Annotated in this window: 7 protein-coding genes; 3 read left to right on the top strand and 4 right to left on the bottom strand. The window is 67.4% G+C overall.

The features are described 5' to 3' along the window. Positions 1-116: 116 nt before the first annotated feature. From ACZ6I3_RS18375 to ACZ6I3_RS18360, 4 genes are all read right to left on the bottom strand, one after another. Positions 117-515 carry a hypothetical protein gene (locus ACZ6I3_RS18375; protein WP_469415697.1) on the bottom strand — a complete coding sequence of 133 codons (399 nt, stop codon included), beginning with the start codon at positions 513-515 and terminating at the stop codon, positions 117-119. Beyond that, positions 509-7360, bottom strand: coding sequence for a polymorphic toxin-type HINT domain-containing protein (locus tag ACZ6I3_RS18370; RefSeq protein ID WP_469415696.1), 6852 nt, complete (start codon positions 7358-7360; stop codon positions 509-511). The genes ACZ6I3_RS18375 and ACZ6I3_RS18370 overlap by 7 nt, the downstream gene beginning before the upstream one ends. Positions 7361-7616: 256 nt before the next feature. After that, positions 7617-11231, bottom strand: coding sequence for a LamG-like jellyroll fold domain-containing protein (locus ACZ6I3_RS18365; RefSeq protein ID WP_469415695.1), 3615 nt, complete (start codon positions 11229-11231; stop codon positions 7617-7619). A 29-nt stretch (positions 11232-11260) separates the two neighbouring features. Beyond that, positions 11261-12781, bottom strand: coding sequence for an integrin alpha (locus ACZ6I3_RS18360; RefSeq protein WP_469415693.1), 1521 nt, complete (start codon positions 12779-12781; stop codon positions 11261-11263). A gap of 364 nt (positions 12782-13145) precedes the next feature. Here ACZ6I3_RS18360 and ACZ6I3_RS18355 point away from each other — a divergent pair, with 364 nt between their 5' ends. The 3 genes from ACZ6I3_RS18355 to ACZ6I3_RS18345 all read left to right on the top strand — a co-directional run bounded on the left by ACZ6I3_RS18355 (position 13146) and on the right by ACZ6I3_RS18345 (position 17369). Continuing rightward, positions 13146-15143 carry a glycosyltransferase gene (locus ACZ6I3_RS18355; RefSeq protein WP_469415692.1) on the top strand — a complete coding sequence of 666 codons (1998 nt, stop codon included), beginning with the start codon at positions 13146-13148 and terminating at the stop codon, positions 15141-15143. Positions 15144-15353: 210 nt separating this feature from the next. Continuing rightward, positions 15354-16397, top strand: a complete 1044-nt coding sequence (locus ACZ6I3_RS18350) for an ABC transporter substrate-binding protein (protein WP_469415690.1) — start codon at positions 15354-15356, stop codon at positions 16395-16397. Positions 16398-16511: 114 nt separating this feature from the next. Beyond that, the gene (locus tag ACZ6I3_RS18345; RefSeq protein ID WP_469415689.1) at positions 16512-17369 is read left to right on the top strand and encodes a siderophore-interacting protein; all 858 of its coding nucleotides are present in this window, start codon (positions 16512-16514) and stop codon (positions 17367-17369) included. Positions 17370-17489: the final 120 nt, after the last annotated feature.

Below are 17489 nucleotides of genomic sequence, written 5' to 3'. Positions count from 1 at the left end.
GGAGGGGTGTTACGGAGGGGTGGGGGGTCTCCCCCACCACCCCCCCCCCCCCTCCCCCCCCCCTCCCGCCCCCCCCCCCCCCCCCCCCCCCACCAGCCTTCTCTCATGCAGCGAGACTACTTCGCAGCAGCCTCCAGCAGGATCTGTACCTCTGCGGGGAATTGCAAGTCATCTACCCTCACCGAACACAGAACAGCCTCACGGGCACCCGCAAACTGCAACTTGACGTACTCGTTCGGGTCGTGCAGAACCAGCCACCCCGACGGGCATGGCAGCAATACCTCAAGAAGCTTCGCGGGCAGCACAACGGGAGGCGGTGACTTCCACACCTCACACTTGACCGGCCCGTCAACACCGGCTTGGACGCCGAAGATCAGCGACCCGCCATCGGCATACCAGGCATTCGATTCCGGATCCCATTCCGAGACGTCGAAATCACTGCCCACATCGCGCAAGATCAGGCATCCGTGTTCGACCTTCGCCAGGAAAGCAACCGTGGGTGGAATAGCTACCATTCCTTATCACTCTTTCCTTGTGAGAGCTGCGAGACGACGCCGCCCTGCCTCCTAGCGCAGGGAAGGCAGTGAGGATACGCCGTCTGAGGAGACCCGGGAGGGACGAGGCTGGACGGCGGTTGGTGGTCTGGGATCCAATCACCCTTCTTCGTGCCAGGCTTCGTCGCTGAGCACGTGTGGCAACCGTGCGCATCGCCCGACTCATTGACCAACTCCCGGACCCCATCTGCCTCAATGTCGCCATTCTCCAGGGCTACTCCCCCTCGAGCATTTGGACCTGCACCGAGGGTGAGATCGCACTTTTGACCTGGCGTCGCATTGTGAACCAAAACCGACGTTGCCTCAGCCAGCACATAATACGTGTGCAGATCACTGACCGTGAGGTTGTGAACCGTCGCCGAGCCGACCGTCCACCGCTCCACGGAAGCGACCTGGACTCGCGTTCCCGCGCCAGTCCGCAGCCACTCCCCTACCTTCAGATCAGTGGCGTCGACCCACTCCCCCAGCTCAGGGACCCAGAACGGATGGCCATCGGTCGCCGTGACCGAAGCCGTCTTCGAGCCCTTCTTGCCGTCGATGTCCAGCGTGAGCTTGACGAGGTGCTTGACGCCCTTGCCCTTGATCTCGGCCGTGACTGTCTCGACCTTGGTTTCACCCGTCTCCGGATCTGCCGCCAAGACCTTGTCGCCGATATCGACGTCCTTGATCTTCTCGGCAGAACCGTCGGCCATCAACACCTTGGTATTAGGCGTGAAGCTGTTGCAGCCCACGGCCTCCGTCGCCTCGTCCGCCGCCTTGCTGCTCTTGCGCCAGTCCTGGAAGTTCTCCCAAAGCCTGCGGCTCAAGCCCCCGATGCGCTTGATCAGGGCCCAGGCCTTGTCCATCTTGTTCCAGTACTTCGCGGCGAGCCTCGCCAGCGGCCCACCGGCCACCAGAGTCGACACGACGTTGAGCGCCGTGGCCCCGCAGGAGCCCAACGCCCCCGTGGTGAAACAGTCCAGCGCATCCGTGATGCCCAGCTCGTCCGCGACGATCTGCGCCAGTTCCTTGGCGACAGCGATCGTCCGCTGCTTGGCCGCGTCCACCCGCGCCTTCTGCTGGCGCGCCCGGTACTCCGCCGGCGCCTCCTTCGGCTTCCTGACGCCGTAGTACGTGTAGTAGGTGTCGGTCGCCTTGACCTCCCACCCGCCGTCACGTTGCAGGCTGCATGTGATCCCGACGTTCACGCAGTCATCGGGCTTCAGGCCGCTCGGGTCGGAGAAGGTGACCGGGTTGTTGTTGCTGTACGAGTAGCCGTTGATCTGCTGCGGGTCGGTGTAGTCGATGATCGGATCGGCCGAGATGAAGCGGCCCGTGTCCGAGTCGTACTCACGTGCCCCGAGAGTGGTCAGGCCCGTGGACTTCTGGACGGTACCGCCGACGAAGCCCTTGTCGTTCACCCAGGCGGGCGACGAGGACGACGACGTGGACTCGTCGCGTGGGTTGCCGAAGGGGTCCGTACGGCGGCGCGTGGTCTCGCCGGTCTTGGCGTTGACCGTCAGTTGAGCCGTTCCCTGGTGGTCCGACGCCAGGAAGTGGACACCGTCCGCGTCTCGCATGGCGATCTGCATGGCGCCGAACGAGTAGTAGCGGGTCGTCGTCACCTGGGACGTCGACTTGTCCAGGTGCAGCTCCATGCCGGGCAGGTAGAACGTCTTCTCCTGAGAGGTGTCCCGGAGGACCCGCTCGCCCGACGCGTCGTACGTGTACCGCGTCACCGTGCCGTCGGCGTTGGTGACCTTTGTCAGCTCGCCCTGCTTGTCCCAGTCCAGGGACTGGGTGTCCCCGTCCAGCACACGGGTCTTGGTGTTGCCCGTCACGTCGTAGGTGTAGGTGTCCTGAGAGGTGACCTCGGGCGTCGTGCTCGTGGCCGCCCTCTTCTCCACGACCGACGACACCGTGTGAGGACCGGAGTTCGTGCCGTTGGGACCGGACTTCTCCCCATAGGTGTACGTCCGGGTCGAGGTCGGCGCCCCGTCCAGTCCGTGCCGCGTCTCGCTCTTCCGGTTACCGATCGCGTCATAGCCGTACTCCGTCCAGTACGGAGACACTCCGCCGACGGTCGAGGACGACGCCTCCGACGTACAGGCCCCATCCGTACTGCCGGTTCCCCTGGATCCGTTGGGCGCTACCGACGAGGTCCACGCGTCGGTCAGACGTCGCAGGCCGTCGTACCTGAAGCACTGCACGTCTCTCGTGCCGTTGCTGGGTGTGTCCGCGATGGAGAGGACGTCACCGACGGCGTTGTACGTGAAGTCCGCGTCGTAGGCGGCGGACGACGCGCCTTCCACCCGCACGGTGGCGTTGGCCAGGCGATGTGTGCCCGCCTCGAACGTGTTGTTGAGCCAGGTCTTCTTGGCCGCCGACTCGCCGGTGTGCAGTTCCACCTGCTCCAGGTCCGACGTCGGCGAGTACGACACGTCGGTGACGTACTTGAGACCGCCCAGCGAGGTGTTCAGGCCCGTCGGCCGCTGCATCTCGTCGTACGTGTACCCGAGTGCTTCGGCGGGCAGGTCACCCGCTGCCGGCAGGCCCTGCCCCTGCACAGTCCCGTCGTCGTTGTACTGGGCGGTGAACTCGTAGGTCCCGCCCAGTTGCGGTTCGGCCGTCTTCGACAGGAAGTACTTCGTCGACACCGGCTTGTAGTCATTGTTCGCGTCGAGGGTCGGATAGGTGACCGACGAGTGGACCGAGCCGACCTTGTAGCTGTAGAAGCCGTACAGCTCGCCCTTGGCGACGGTGTCGTACTTCGTCATCGACAGCCTGGTGCCGGTGTCCGGCTCTCCCTGCCAGGTGGAGTCGGGGCGGCCCAGCGGGTCGTACTTGGTGGAGGTCTTGTCTCCGTTGACCGTCACGGACGTCTGACGATCCAGGGCGTCGTAGGTGAACTCCGACGTGCCGGTGTCCGGGTCGACCGCCTTCTTCTTGCGGCCCAGTTGATCGTATGTGTACGTCCAGGCGTTTCCGGCGTCGTCCGTCACCTTCTGGAGTTGGCCGGCCGGGGTGTAGCCGTAGGACGTGGTGACCGCGTCACCACCCTCCGGGTACTGGATCTGGGTCGTGGTGTGCTCGCGGGCGTCCTTGACAACCGTTGTCTTCGTGCCACCTGCCGGCGGGGTCGTGGTGACGCGGTCGCCGCCGTGGGCGTACGACGTGCGGTATTTCTCCTCGCCCTGCACGTTGAAGACAGAGGCGATGACCCGGCCGGCCCCGTCGTACTCGGTCACCGTCTGCCCGGTGAGGTCGGCGTTGACCGGCTCGAAGAGTCTTGAGGACGGGGCGCCCGCAGCGTAGTAGGTGTTGTTGACCTCTACCACGCGGTTGGAACCGTCGTAGAGGGTGTCGGCGACCATTCGGCCGCCACCCGGGCCTTCTGTCTGCTCCTGCCGGGGCCGCAGCAGGCCGTCGTACAGCGTCCATTCGCTGCCGTACGACTTGCCGTCCTTCTCGATCTTCTGCGTGTGCACGGCGGTCGGGTCGTCGCCCGCGCGGACCAGGTACTCGTACTTGATCGACGGGCTCAGACCGATGCGGTCCGGGAGCCGGACCGAGGTCAGGCGGCCCAACCCGTCGTACGCCAGCTCGGTGCGCCGGTTGTTCTGGTCTACCTTGGCGGTCGGCACACCCCACTGCGGTGCGTACTCCGTGGTGGCCGTCCAGCCCGCCCTGTTGGTCACCACCGACTTGGTGGCCAGGCCGTACGTCTCCGTGTATGCGGTCGACGTGGTGTATGCCGTCGAGGACGAGGCCGTCTCCGCGTCCTTCACCACGAGCGGACGGCCGAAGTCGTCGTACGTCGTCACGGCGGTCGTCCGGTGCGTCGCCGTCTGGCCGCTGTGCGACTCCAGCCGCTTGGTCGTGGTGACATCGCCCTTGACCGGCGCGGCGCCCAGCGTGGTGGAGCCGTCGTAGAACGACAGGTCGTCGGAGATGACCTGCGTGCTGCGATCGGGCACCACGGCGCACTCGACTGCGACCTTCTCCACGCGCGACACGTACGCGTACATGTGCCGGCTCTCGCTGTCCGCGTACTCGGTGCGGACGCACTGGTTGTCGGCGACACCGACCTCGCCGTAGTCGTCGACCTGGCGGACCCGGCCGGTCACCGGGTCGTAGGAGGTGGTCGCCCGGGTGCGCCGCCAACCGCCGGTGGCGAGAGCCACATAGGTGTCGGTCGAACCGTTCGCCGTGTAACGCGCTCTGCGGGTGCCCCAGGTCTCCTCATCGGTCGCCGTCACCGCGGTCCACGGCACCATCACCGACTTCTCGGTGACCTGGGAGTCGTTGTAGGTGAGGGTTTCGAGTTCCTGGCCGGCCTTCCAGTCCGTGTCCTCGTAGGAGACCCCGTTGGAGTCGGTCACCGACGCCGAGCGGGCGGTGCCGCCGGCGTTCACATCGCCGTCGAGGCCGCGGAAGAAGACGTGCTCGGTCTTGGTGTTGGAGGCCGAGTTGGTGCCCTTCGAGGTGACGACGCGCACCTTGCCGTAGCCGCGCCAGTCGCCCCAGGTGCGGTATTCCGCCTTGCTGATGCCGTCGGCCCTGCTCTTGCGCCAGCCGGCGTCACCTACATAGGTGTAGGAGGTAATCTGGTCGGGGTTGCCACCGGTCAGGTCGGTCTCGGTGACGGACGCGACCACGTACTTGTGGAACCAGTCGAGGAGCGGGTCCTCCTCGCCCGGTGGGTTCCACTTCACCGGGAAGCAACGCCTCTTGGAAGCGTCCTCGGCCGGCAGGTCGGCAGGAGTGCACTCGGTGGGAGCGTAGTCGACACTGAGCGCGCCGCCCGTCTCGTTCTCCACGCCCGACAGGCGGAAGCGTTGGAAGGGCTGGATGTTGTCGCCGGGCTTGTCGACGCGGTTGGGGATCTGCTTGCCGTAGAGCTTGACGGACGGAACGGACGCATCGGTGCCGACCTTGCCGGTGTGATCGATGCGGTCGAGCCACAGTGCCTTGGAGCCGTCACCGTTGTCGGTCAGCAGGTGGGCGAGACTCCACTCGTCGACCGGGCTGTAGGCGGAGTCACCGGTGCGGATCTGAGTGGTGATCTTCGTCAGCTTCTTGCGGGTCCAGAAGGTAGGCGAGTTCTGACCCACACACTTGGTGCTCGCCTTGCAGTTCTGATCCCAGGGCACATCCGGCCATCTGGTGGCCGTGGCGTCCGTGAGATCTCCGGGCTCGCAGTCGGTCAGCGCGCCGAGACAACGTTCCCCGGTGGTGAAGACGACCTGCGCCGCAGGCTTGGTCGAGTACGCCTTGTCCTTGCGCTGGCCGTAGTCGATGCGCTTGAGGTATCCACCACGGACATAGGGCTTGCCGTTCTCGCCGGTCTTCAGGCCCTGGGTGTAGTGGTTCATCTCCTTGCCGTAGAAGAACGACATGACATTGCCGTGCGGGTCGATGACGTGGTCGAGATTCCAGCGCCAGGCCTGGTTGCAGTGAGCATCGGCGAAGGTGGCCTTGTAGCAGGGCTCCTTGAGATCGTCGCCGTAGACGGGGACCGTCCAGGTGGAGTCGGTCTCCTCTTTGCCGCTGCTGTATCCGGGCAGCCGGTTCCGGCCGAAGAAGTACTGCGCACCGTCGGCGGTCGTCAGCTTCCAGTACTCGCCGTTGTCATCACCGTTGGTGGTGTCGGTCAGCTTCTCGATCTTGGAGTTGTCGTCGTTGCTGAGCCGCCACCTGCCCTTCTCGTCGTCCATGATGATCTCGCCGGACGAGCCGCCGGCCAGAACGAGTGTGGCGTTGTCGTACGCCCAGCACTGGTCGCCGTTGGTGTCGTCGTGGCCGTCGTCGGCGCAGGGCTTGTACCGGCGCTCGATGTGGCCGGGCTCGTAGGAGAAGCCCTGCCCGACCCACGAGCCCTGGTTGTTGGTCGTGGCTGTCTGGCCGTCGATCGACTGGGAGTTGTAGCCCAAGCCGACACTGGGCCGCAGGCCGCCGGGTACGGGCGGCGTGGTCAGCGGATACGTCCACGTGAAGGCGCCGGACCGGGTGTCGACACCCCACTCGGACGAAGAGGAGAGGCCGGTGGCCTTGTAGTCGCCGCCGTCGCCGCCGCTGCTCGCGGTGGCCGCGAGGACGGTGGCGGAGGAGGCATTCGACCGCGCCCGGTACAACTGGGGCTCCGGACCGGAGATGTCGCCGGCGGCACTCACCGTGGCCGTCAGAGTCTCCGTCGCGGCATTGTTGGAGCTCTTCAGGTACGTCGGTGTCGAGCAGCCCTTCTTCTCCGGCGTCGACAGCACGCACGCCGGATACTGGACGAGGCGGAGCCGGGAGCCGTAGCCACCGCCGTAGGCGCCGGCGAAGTCCGAGTAGTCCAGCGTGACCTGAGCGCTGCCCTTGGCGGCCTCACCATCGGAGCGGGCCACGGTGAACAGGACGCCGTCGACGCCGGCCGCCTCAGCCGCCTTCCGGCCGAGCACCTCGACGCGTACGGACTCCGCGGACTTCTTCCCCCCGGCCGCCTTGGCCCGCACCGGTAGTCCAGCGGCCTTGACGGCCTTACCGGACAGCTTGACCCGGGTGCTGCCCGCCGCCGGCCAGCGCACTTTGTCGGCCTGACGGACCGCCGCCTTCTCGGCCTGGTCGCTCTTCTTGAAAGCCTTTGACTCGGCGGTCCTGCCACGGACCGGATCGTCCAGGTTCGTCTGCGCCTTGGGCTGCTTCATGCCCTCATCGGCAGCGGCTTCGGGTGCGTACTGCGGAAGCAGGCCTGTCGACAACGCCAGGCCGAGCAGCACCGCCGCACCGCGACGGCCGCTGCGCCAGGCCGGTCTGCGAGACCGGAACCATGGGGGCGAGGACATGACATCTCCATGAGGTATCGGGGGGAGTAAGAGCGCAGGGCCGGTGGGGGGGGGGGGGGGGGGGGGGGGGGGGGGGGGGGGGGGGGGGGGGGGGGGGGGGGGGGGGGGGGGTGGCGGGGGGGGGGGGGGTGGGGGAGGAGACACCCCCCCCCCCCCCCCCCCCCCCCCCCCCCCCCCCCCCCCCCCCCCCCCCCCCCTCGCCCCCCCCCCCCCCCCCCCCCCCCCCCCCCCCCCCCCCCCCACGGGGTGGGAGGTGTTACGCCGAGGACTCCTCGATGGCGGCGCCGGCCGGCAGGACCGCCACCAGTGCCATCAACGCGGCATCCAGCGGGCCCTGATACATGCGGACTTCGTCGACGGCACCGGAGAAGTACTCCTGCGCCGCCGCTCCGGTCCGCGCCCTGCCGACCTGGAGGCTCGTCCTGCTGAAGTCCCAGGTGTTGTCCCAGGACGCCTTGCCCACCGCCATGCCGTTGACATAGAGGAGTACCTCGCCGAAGACCGCGTTGTAGACCAGCGCGAGGTGGTCTCCGGCTCCCTGTGAACTGGGCAGGTGGGCCGCGTCGGGAACCGATACGGCCGTCGCGGAGGCCGAATCCTCACTGGTGGCCACGAGCTGCCACCGGGCGGCTGAGGCGCTGTACCGCACCTTGATCGCGCTGCCGTTGGTGCCGGACAGGGCCAGCACCGTCTGGTCCCTCGCCGGATTCGCCGAGGCGAGCCGGGCGCGAGCGGTCAGGGTGAAGCTGTCCTGGGCGGAGAGCCGTCCGGCGGGTCGCGTCGCATGGGCGCCGGTGCCGTTCAGGGCCAAGTGCCCGTCTCCCCACAGCGGTGCGGCCGGAGGGACGCAGTCGGGGTCGGCAGCGGGGTCGCAGGAGTCGTCCGGAACGTAGACGGAGGCACCGCCACCGAGTGTCAGACCGGTACCGCCCGCCGTCTCCGGGGAGACGCCGTTCGCCGCCTCGTCCAGCTGCCAGTAGGCGAGTTGACGGGGCTGGATACCGCCGAGGCGCTGTCCCTCGGCGGGCGGGATGACGCGGTCGTGGAGTTTGACGTCGGCGACGCTGCCCTTGAAGTGGTTGGTGTATCCCTCAAGAGAGATCCTTCGGCCTATCTGAAGGGCTCCTGCGGCGTTCCACTTCGTGTGGCGGGCCTGTACGTCATCAGCGACGAGCACACCGTTGACGTACAGCATCATCTTGCCGAGTTCGATGTCGTACACACCGATGAGATGAGTCCAGCTCCCTGCCACGGCCGCGGCACCGGAGACCTTCCACGAGCCGAGCGACTCGATGTCGCTCACCGGAATACGAAAGGACCACGAGGAGGAATCGACGTCGTACCCCAGCTCGAAACCCGGCTGGGCGGTACCGTCCTGGCTGACGACGGTGACGTTCTCGGTGGGCAGCGAGGGCAGCATCACCCAGGCGCTCACGGAGAAGGTGCCACTGGTGTCGACGGCTGGTTCGCCCGCGTCGAGGTAGGCCTTCTCGGTCCCGTTCAGCGATGCCGCGGTGTCGGTCGGGCCCAACGGCCCCTCCGTTCCGAACGTCACCCCTGTGCCCGCGGTGGCGTCCGGTGCGCCGCTGCTGCCCGCGGCTTTCGAGGAGTTCCTGGCATCACCGAGCGTCCAGGCCGCCGCCGGCGCACGGCCGTCGCTGACCAGGAAAACATGACTGGTCGGTGTCTTCTGCGGGTTCCCCGCACCGTCGACCGCGGTCACATGCAGGGTGTACGAACCCTCGGACGGCGGCATCCAGCGGATGGTCGCCGGACCACCCACGGGCCGGGCGTCCGCCGTCTTCCGTGTGGTGTCCGCCCGCGGACCGGTGAAGTAGTACCTGTACTGCGTCACGTCCGCGGCCGGCGAGTCCATGGTGAAGTCGCCGTAGTCGCCGACACCGGCATGCCACTCGTCGTCGCTCGGGTACCGGGACGACGTGATCGCGGCAGCCTGCGGTTTGCTGTCGTCGAAGATGAACTCGCAGCGGGTCTGACCACCGTCGCTCGACCAGGGGCCGGAGGCCTTCTGGTCGTAGCCTCGAACCGCCCAGCCGATGGTGGTGTTCTTCGGAAGCGAGAAACCTGCCTTCCCGTCCGACGACAGATCGGAGCCGACGGTGTACTTGAAGGTCGCCTGGCCTGTCTGGCCGTCCTTGCTCGCGTCGACTGTGCTCTTCTTGCCCGTCTTCGCGTAGTGGACGACCTCCGCACCGGAGCTGTTGGTCCACCACACCTTGAACTCGGCCTGCAGCGTCTCCGAGTTGGAGCCCAGGTCGCCGTGGTCGTAGTCCTTGACGACGGCGTACAGGGTGGGCGGCTTGGTCACGTAGTGCTCGGTGGCATGCCCGTACTCGCACGTGCCGCCGGGCGTCATGTTCAGGTCGTCCTGCTCAGGCCGGAGCGGCGGCCGGTTGTACGTCACCGAGAGGTGTCCGTTGCCGCAGAAGCGCTTCCAGTACGAGGTGTCGGACTCGCTGCCCGCCTTGAGTCGGAGCGTTGTGGTGTCCCAGCCACTGTCGGCGGCCTTCTGGATCGTGTCCTTCACTCCGAAGCGCACGTTCTGATTGGTCGATGTGCACGAACCTGCCGGATTGGTCGGCGACTTGGACGTGATCGTCTCCTTCGAGGAAGGCTGGTTGGACCAGTTCGTCGACGAGTTGATCGCGCTCGCGCCCGTGCTGTTGACCCGGGCGAGCTGTACCTCGCGCCCGGAGTCGCTGTAGGTGTGCACCATCGTCACGGCGAACTCGGCGTCGACGATGTCCTTGCCCTTGAAACCGCCGGTCGGTATCGCGAAGAACTGGCGCTTGACGTCACTGTTGCTGGAGCAGCGGTACGACACATCGGTGGGACATCGCCCCACGCCTTCGTCGTCGTCGAACTTCCAGAACTCGGCGCTCGAGTGGTGCGACGACACCATGGTCCAGCCGCTGCGGTTCGCGGTCTTGACCACGGGGTCGATGTAGACCGGAAAGACGGTGTCCGGGTCGGCGAGCATGTTCGCGTCGGGGGTGAGGGTCATGGTGCCCGGCTTCACGTCCACGGCGACATCGGTCACCTGGGCACCGTCCGGCGGAGTGATCGCTTCTCCGTCGGGCGCTGCAGGTGCGGCCGGCTGTTGGGCCACCCCTTCATGGGAGTCCCACATCACCGGCTGCGGCGCCTCGAAGACGCTCCCCCCGGTCCCGCTGTCAGTGGCGGCGAGCCCGCCGTCCTCGGTCTCCGACAGCTCCAGCGAGGAGGTGTCGACGGGCAGTTCGAGCCGGGCTAGCTCCGGGTTGGCTGCGGCCTCGGCGTTCTTGACCACCAGGACGTGCGAGAAGCCCTCGGCACTCGCTGTGACCTTCAAGTCGACGCCCCGCAGGACGTCGGCATACGTGGCTGTGGGGCCGTCCGTCTTCGGCTCGGGCAGTTCGTCCGGCCAGTTCAGGGACAGCATGCGGCCGTCCTTCTCGACCTCGGCGAAGGTGGTGTCCCCACCGCCGGAGAAAGACATCGCGGTCAGCGCGGCCCTCGGTGCGAAGGTGCCGTTCTTCTGCTCGACCAGTGTGGTGTCGATATCCGTCCAGGTGCCGTTCTTCCGAGTACGGACCGGTTTGACGTACTCGGAGCTGGTGAAGGTCCCGTCCGGATTGGCGACGGTGGTGCTGCGCTCGCTGCGCAGGCCGATGATCTCCACAGGCTTGCCGGATTTCGCTGCCCGCACGCGAGCTTCAGCCATGCTGAGGGCCGGGACATCGGTGTCGCTTCCCATGGCCGCTTTCGAGGCGACCGCCTGCTCGACAGCCGGTGCCCCGCCCATGCCGACGACCAGCAGCGCTGTGAGCGTGGCGATGACAGCGGCCTCACGGCGCCGAGTCCTGATCATGACGCGCTTTCCTGTTCCCGATCTCCTGCTCATCCGACCGTTCCGAACGCCACGCCCTCGTTGGGCAGCCCTCCCGCGCCAGGCAGATGCGTGGTGGTGCCGACAGCGGTCGCGCCGTCGATGTCCGTCCAAGGCAGGACGTAGAGCACTCCCTTGGGCGAGTCGGAAGCCTTGCTGTGGGGCACTCCGAGGTAGAGGTAGTCAGCCCCGGAGGTCAGGGCGGTGCCGTTGTAGTCACGCGCGGTAGCCGTTCCGGGCAGCCCCGAACCACGGACGAGGATCTTGTCGGCAGCGCCGACGGCCGTGTCCAGCGGTCGGAGGATGCGTACTGCCCCCGCGTCCTTGACCGAGGCGGTATCCCTGCCGGGCACACCGACGGCAAGCCGGACCGTCGCGGTTGTCGTGACGACGGCGGTATTGGTGTTGGCGATCGTCACGCGTTGCCCCATGAAGTCTCCGGCGGCGGGGGCCTCCCCGAGGTCCACGGCATCGATCGCCGCGACCTCCGTGTAAGTGCCGGACGACTGGACACGGAACACCGCGGCACCGCCCGCGTCGGCGGTCCTGTCGATGTCCTCTCCCGGTGTGCCAACGGCCAGGAGCACGTCCGAGTTGTAGGTCTGGTCACCGGGCCGATAGCTCGTCATGGAGAGCGAGGTGCCGAACCCGTCACCCGCTTCGGCCGCACCCGCGACCCCGGTGCCGTCCTGGTCGAGCCCGACGAGAGGCGTGGGGAGACCACCGGCCATCGTGTGGCTGAAGACACTCACGCCGCCGGCGAACTTGGCGTTTCCGATCGCTTCCCCCGGAGCGCCCACGGCGAAGAAGCGGTTCGTTCCCGTCAATGAGTATCCGAAGCGATCATGCGCCTCGACGTCACCGGGAACACCCGGGTCCTTCTGGCTCACTGAAACCTTCGTCGCCCCCTGAACGTACGCGACACATCCGGCGTCGGTATAAGTCGTCCCGCCCACGGTGACGTTCTCGCCGGGCACGCCGACCACGAGATAGGGCGAGCCGCTCGCCGTGCCCCCGGCCCTCAACGCGTGACCGAACCAGTCGTACGCCTCTGTGGACGTACTGGGGTCGAGTTCGGACTGGGTGTACCCCTCCACCTTCGAGCCTGGGCCTATACCGGCCGGTGTGCCGTGGATGACGTACACGGCTCCCGCGTCGACCAGTTGTGTTCCGTCCTTGGCGACGTCTTCGTACGGGGCACCGACGACGAGGTCGGTGCATCCGTCTTCATTCACGTCGTACGACGTGCGGGAAAATCCGAACTGATCACCGGCTTCAGGGGTCGCACCCATGCCGTTCATCGCCTGGGATATCTCCGAGACGCCCTTGCCCCCACCCAGCACAACACGTACCAGCCCGGCGGCCTTGGCACCGTTCACCGCGGCGTTCGGGTCGGCGATCACTGTGTCGGCGACACCGTCACCGTTGAAGTCACTCACCGCTCCGGTCGCACAGGTGACTGCCGCCGCTGGAGGAGAGCTCACCGACAGACTGCCTATAGCCAAGGCAAAGACACCTGCTGTCGCAGCCAATAACCTGCCCTGACGCATACGCGTACGCACACCCCACCCCTTGGGCTCACCCGGGCAGACCCCCCACCCGCTATGAAAGTTGTAAGCGCAGACTAAATATGGCGCGAGTAAAGAATGTCAACCCCCGCTTCCAGCAACTCAGAAGCACAACCTCAACCAAGAAGTGGACATATCACCCATCAGGCCAATTGGCTGGAAGGCGCCCTGAGCTGGCACTTCCTTGCAAGGTCACTTCACAGACACACCTACTTCATGGTAACTTCACATGCCGTATGGCACCTTTCCCCGCGCACGAATAGACCGCCGGCGCCCATGACCAAGTCGGAGAACGGGGCGTGCCTCGTTTCTCTGGGGGAGCGTTACGATGGCCGGCCCTGCCGTTTCGGTGATTATCGCTGCGTACAATGCGATGCCCTATGTCACGCGGTGCATTATGTCCGTCGCCGAGCAGAGCATCGGCAAGGATGCGTTGGAAGTGCTCGCGGTCGACGATGGCTCGACCGACGGGACCGGTGCGGAACTCAACCGCCTCGCAGGGGAATACCCGACACTCTTGCGGGTTTTTCACCAGGCGAATTCCGGTGGCCCTTCAGCACCCCGGAACAAAGGGCTCGACCATGCCAGGGGAAGATACGTCTTCTTCCTGGACGCCGACGACTACCTGGGCCCCGAGGCCCTGGAACGCATGGTGGCCATGGCCGAGGAGAACCAGACCGACATCGTGCTCGGCAAAATGGTGGGGGTCGGCGGACGCGGGGCGCCCACCTCGATGTTCCGGCGGAACCAGCCGCGCACCGACGTCTTCTCGTCCCGTGTGTACTGGACTCTCAACCCCATGAAGCTGTTCCGCCGGGAACTGCTGGAGCGGCTGAAGCTGCGTTTCCCGACCGACCTGGACATCGGCGAGGACCAGCTCTTCGTCGGCCGGGCCTATCTGCACGCGAACGGCATATCCGTACTCGCCGACTACGACTGTCTGTTCTGGGTCGAGCGCGAGGACAGCGGGAACATCACCTTGCGGGCCGGCGGCGCCGAGGCCCGACTGCGGTTCCTGCCCCGCATGGTCGACCTGCTCTTGGAGCAGGTCCCGCCCGGCCCGGACCGTGACCACCTGGCGCACCGGCACCTGACCGTCGAGGTGCAGCAGCTGCTCGACCACCTGGTGCACGAGCACCGACCCGAGCGGGAAAAGGCCCTGGCCCGCCTCGCCGAGGTCATCGCCCCACTGTGGCACGACGGGCTGGACGACCGGCTGTCGGCGATGGCCCGCCTGCGCCTGCACCTCGTACGTCACACCATGCTGGACGAGCTGCTCGAACTGGGCCGTTTCCAGGACGAGCTGTCCCGAAGCGGTGTCGCCACCCCCGTCCTCGTCGCCGGTGGCCGTGCCTACGCCCGCTACCCCTACCTCCGTGACCCGTCCCGCGGTATTCCCGACGCCTGTTACGACGTCACCCGCCAACTGAGGGTGCGGCACCGCGTCACCCGCGCCGAGCTGCACGGCACCGTGCTGCACCTGGCCGGGCACGGCTACCTGCACCGGGTCGCGACGGAGGGCGTGACCACCGAACTCGTACTGCGCGAGCGGGACAGCCGCACGGAGTATCGACTCCCTGTCACGCACACCGAGACGCCTGGAGTCGGCAAGGAGGAGGACCAAGGGCGATACCCCTACGAGAAGGCCGGCTTCGAAGCCTGCGTCGACATCACCACCGCACGCGACAGCGCACCCCTTTCCGACGGGCTCTGGGACGTCTCCCTGGCGATCGGCGCTCAGGGCGTCTCCCGCGAAGTCCGCATCGGCAGCAAGCGAGCGGCAGGTGTCTCCACAGCGGCAACGACGCACATCATGGGCACCGGCGACGAAGCCCGTGCCGTGACGCTCTACACCACCAGGCCTCACGGCAACTTCACCCTCGACATCGGCGAACGCAAGCACAAAGTCCTGCCTCAACTGAGCCTGCACACCGCGCGATGGGCCCCCGGCGCCCCCACGGAACTGGAGTTCGCCGGCCGGTGCACGCTCGCCGCCTTCCCGGACGGCGCTCTCGCCATCCATCTGCAGGACGACCGGGACCACACCGCCGTCTTCCCCGTCCGCACGACTCCGCAGCCCGGCGGTGACTTCGTCGTGCGAGTTCCGGCCACGGAACTGCCGGCCGGGCGATGGACGGGACAACTCAGGATCGGGTTCTGGTCGTTGGAGCTGCCGTCGCTTCCCGCGAGCCTCGCCCCCGCCAAGTGGCGTCGCCGCGGTCTCCCCTGGTACGCGAAGCCCGCGGCAGGCCAGGGCGGGGAATTCGCCCTGCAGGTCGCGCGGACCGATCTGATCCGGGCCGCGACGCGCCGCCTCAAGCCGTAGAAGCCGTAGTCGTGCTCCCGTGCCAGCGCCGACACACGGCTCCGTGATCCGGATCACCGCCTCTTCGGGTATCCCCGCCGCTCCCCCCGGGCACACACCCCAGGGGCCCCTGGACACGTGCTGAGGTTAGGCTAGCCTAAGCTTGAATCCAGCCAAGCGGCTGTCAGCCGTGCCCGCAGTGGCTCCGTACGCACGAAAGCAGACTCAGCCATGTCGAACGCCAGAACCGCCCGCCTCTCCCGCCGCGGCATCCTCGCCGCCGGGGGTGCCCTCGGACTCGGCGCCCTCGTGACCGCCTGCGGCAGTGGAGACTCCAAGGACGGCGACTCGGACGCGGCGGCCGGCGGCAAGTCCGGCCCCTGGTCCTTCAAGGACGACCGCGGCAAGAGCGTGTCGCTGAAGAAGACGCCCGCGAACATCGTCGCCTTCACCGGCGTCGCCGCCGCCCTCCACGACTACGGCGTCTCCGTCAAGGGCGTTTTCGGCCCGACCAAGACGCAGGACGGCAAGCCCGACGTCCAGGCCGGCGACATGGACATCAGCAAGGTGACCATCCTCGGCAACACCTGGGACCAGTTCAGCGTCGAGAAGTACGCCGCCCTCGCCCCCGACGTGCTGATCAGCACGATGTTCGACGACGCCGGCACCCTCTGGTACGTCCCGGAGGCCTCGAAGGACAAGATCGCCAAGCTTGCCCCGAGCGTCGGCATCTCCGTCTACGACCGTCAGCTCACCCAGCCGCTGCAGCGCATGTGGGAGCTGGCCGAGTCCCTCGGCGGCGACGTGAAGTCCGCCAAGGCCACCGACGCCAAGAAGCGGTTCGAGGAGGCCTCCGAGCGGCTGCGCAAGGCCGCCAAGGCGCACCCCGACATCAAGGTGCTGGTCGGTTCCGCGAGCCAGGAGCTGTTCTACGTCTCCGGCACCAACCTCTCCGTCGACCTGGAGTACTTCAAGGCCCTCGGCGTGAACTTCGTCGAGCCGCCGGAGAAGGCCAAGGCGCAGGGTGGCGGCTGGTTCGAGAGCCTGAGCTGGGAGAACGTCGACAAGTACGGGGCGGACATCATCATGATGGACGACCGTTCCTCGGCGATCCAGCCGGCGGACATCACCGAGGCGACGTGGAAGAAGCTGCCGGCGGTGAAGGCCAAGCAGGTCATCTCGCGGTCGGCCGAGCCGATTCTGTCGTACGACAAGTGCGTGCCGCTGGTGGAGAACCTGGCGAAGGCCATCGAGACGGCGAAGAAGGTCGCCTAGCAGGCTGCCGCGTGAGCCCGAGTGGCGCCTGCGGGTCCGTTGTGGCCGGTCGCGCAGTTCCCCGCGCCCCTCGGGTACGTACACCCACCGCCTGACGACACATCAGGAGCCCCCATGACCACCGCCGTGGCCGCCCCGTTCCGTTTCTTTTCCCTCCAGGTCGTGCGGACGAGGCGGCTCGGTCCGTCTCTGGTCCGTGTCACCTTCGGTGGGCCCGATCTGCACGCCTTCCACTCCGACGGGCGTGACCAGTCGCTGTCGCTGTTCCTGCCGCATCCCGGGCAGCCCGAGCCGGTCGTACCGCTCGAGCTCGGGGACGGCTGGTGGCAGGGCTGGCGCGAACTCCCGGACGACGTACGCGCCGTGATGCGCTCGTACACCCTGCGCGCACTGCGCCGCGACCCGGACGAGATCGACATCGACTTCGCCCTGCACGGCATCGAGCCGGGCGCCTCGGTCCAGGCCGGTCCCGCCTCCCGCTGGGCCGACCGGGCCGCCGCCGGGGACCGGGTCCTGCTGCTCGGGCCGGCCATCGCCGACAACCGGGCGATCCGCTTCCGGCCGCCCGAGGACACCGACCTCGTGGTCGTCTGGGGCGACGAGACCGCCGTACCGGCCGCCTCCGCCATCGTCGAGGCACTGCCGGCCGGCACCCGTGCCCGGGTCTGGCTGGAGGTCCCGCACGCCGGGGACATCCAGGACCTGGCGACCGAGGCCGACGTCGAGATCACCTGGCTGGTCCGGGAGGAGAAGCGGAGCGTCGAGGGCTCCCCCATGGTCCTCGACACCCTCCGCGACGCCCAGCTCCCGCCCGCCGAGCGGCCGTACGTCTGGATCGCCGGTGAGTCCGGCTGCGTCAAGCAGCTGCGCCGGCACTTCGTACGGGAGCGCGGGATCGACCGCCGCCGGGTGACGTTCGTCGGCTACTGGCGCCGCGGCGTGAGTGAGGAGCAGCTACGCGCGGAAAGCTGACCGGCCGCCGTCCATGACCCACGCGTGACCACAGTCACGGCAGAGCCAGCCCTCCCCCCACGCAACTTAGGTTAGGCTTACCTAAGTTCAACCCGCGGCTCAGCCCACCCCTGTCCCGAC

This window comes from Streptomyces sp. NPDC041940 (assembly GCF_055589465.1).
Note: the sequence above shows the minus strand (reverse complement) of the source record. Positions and strands in the feature narration are given on the sequence as shown.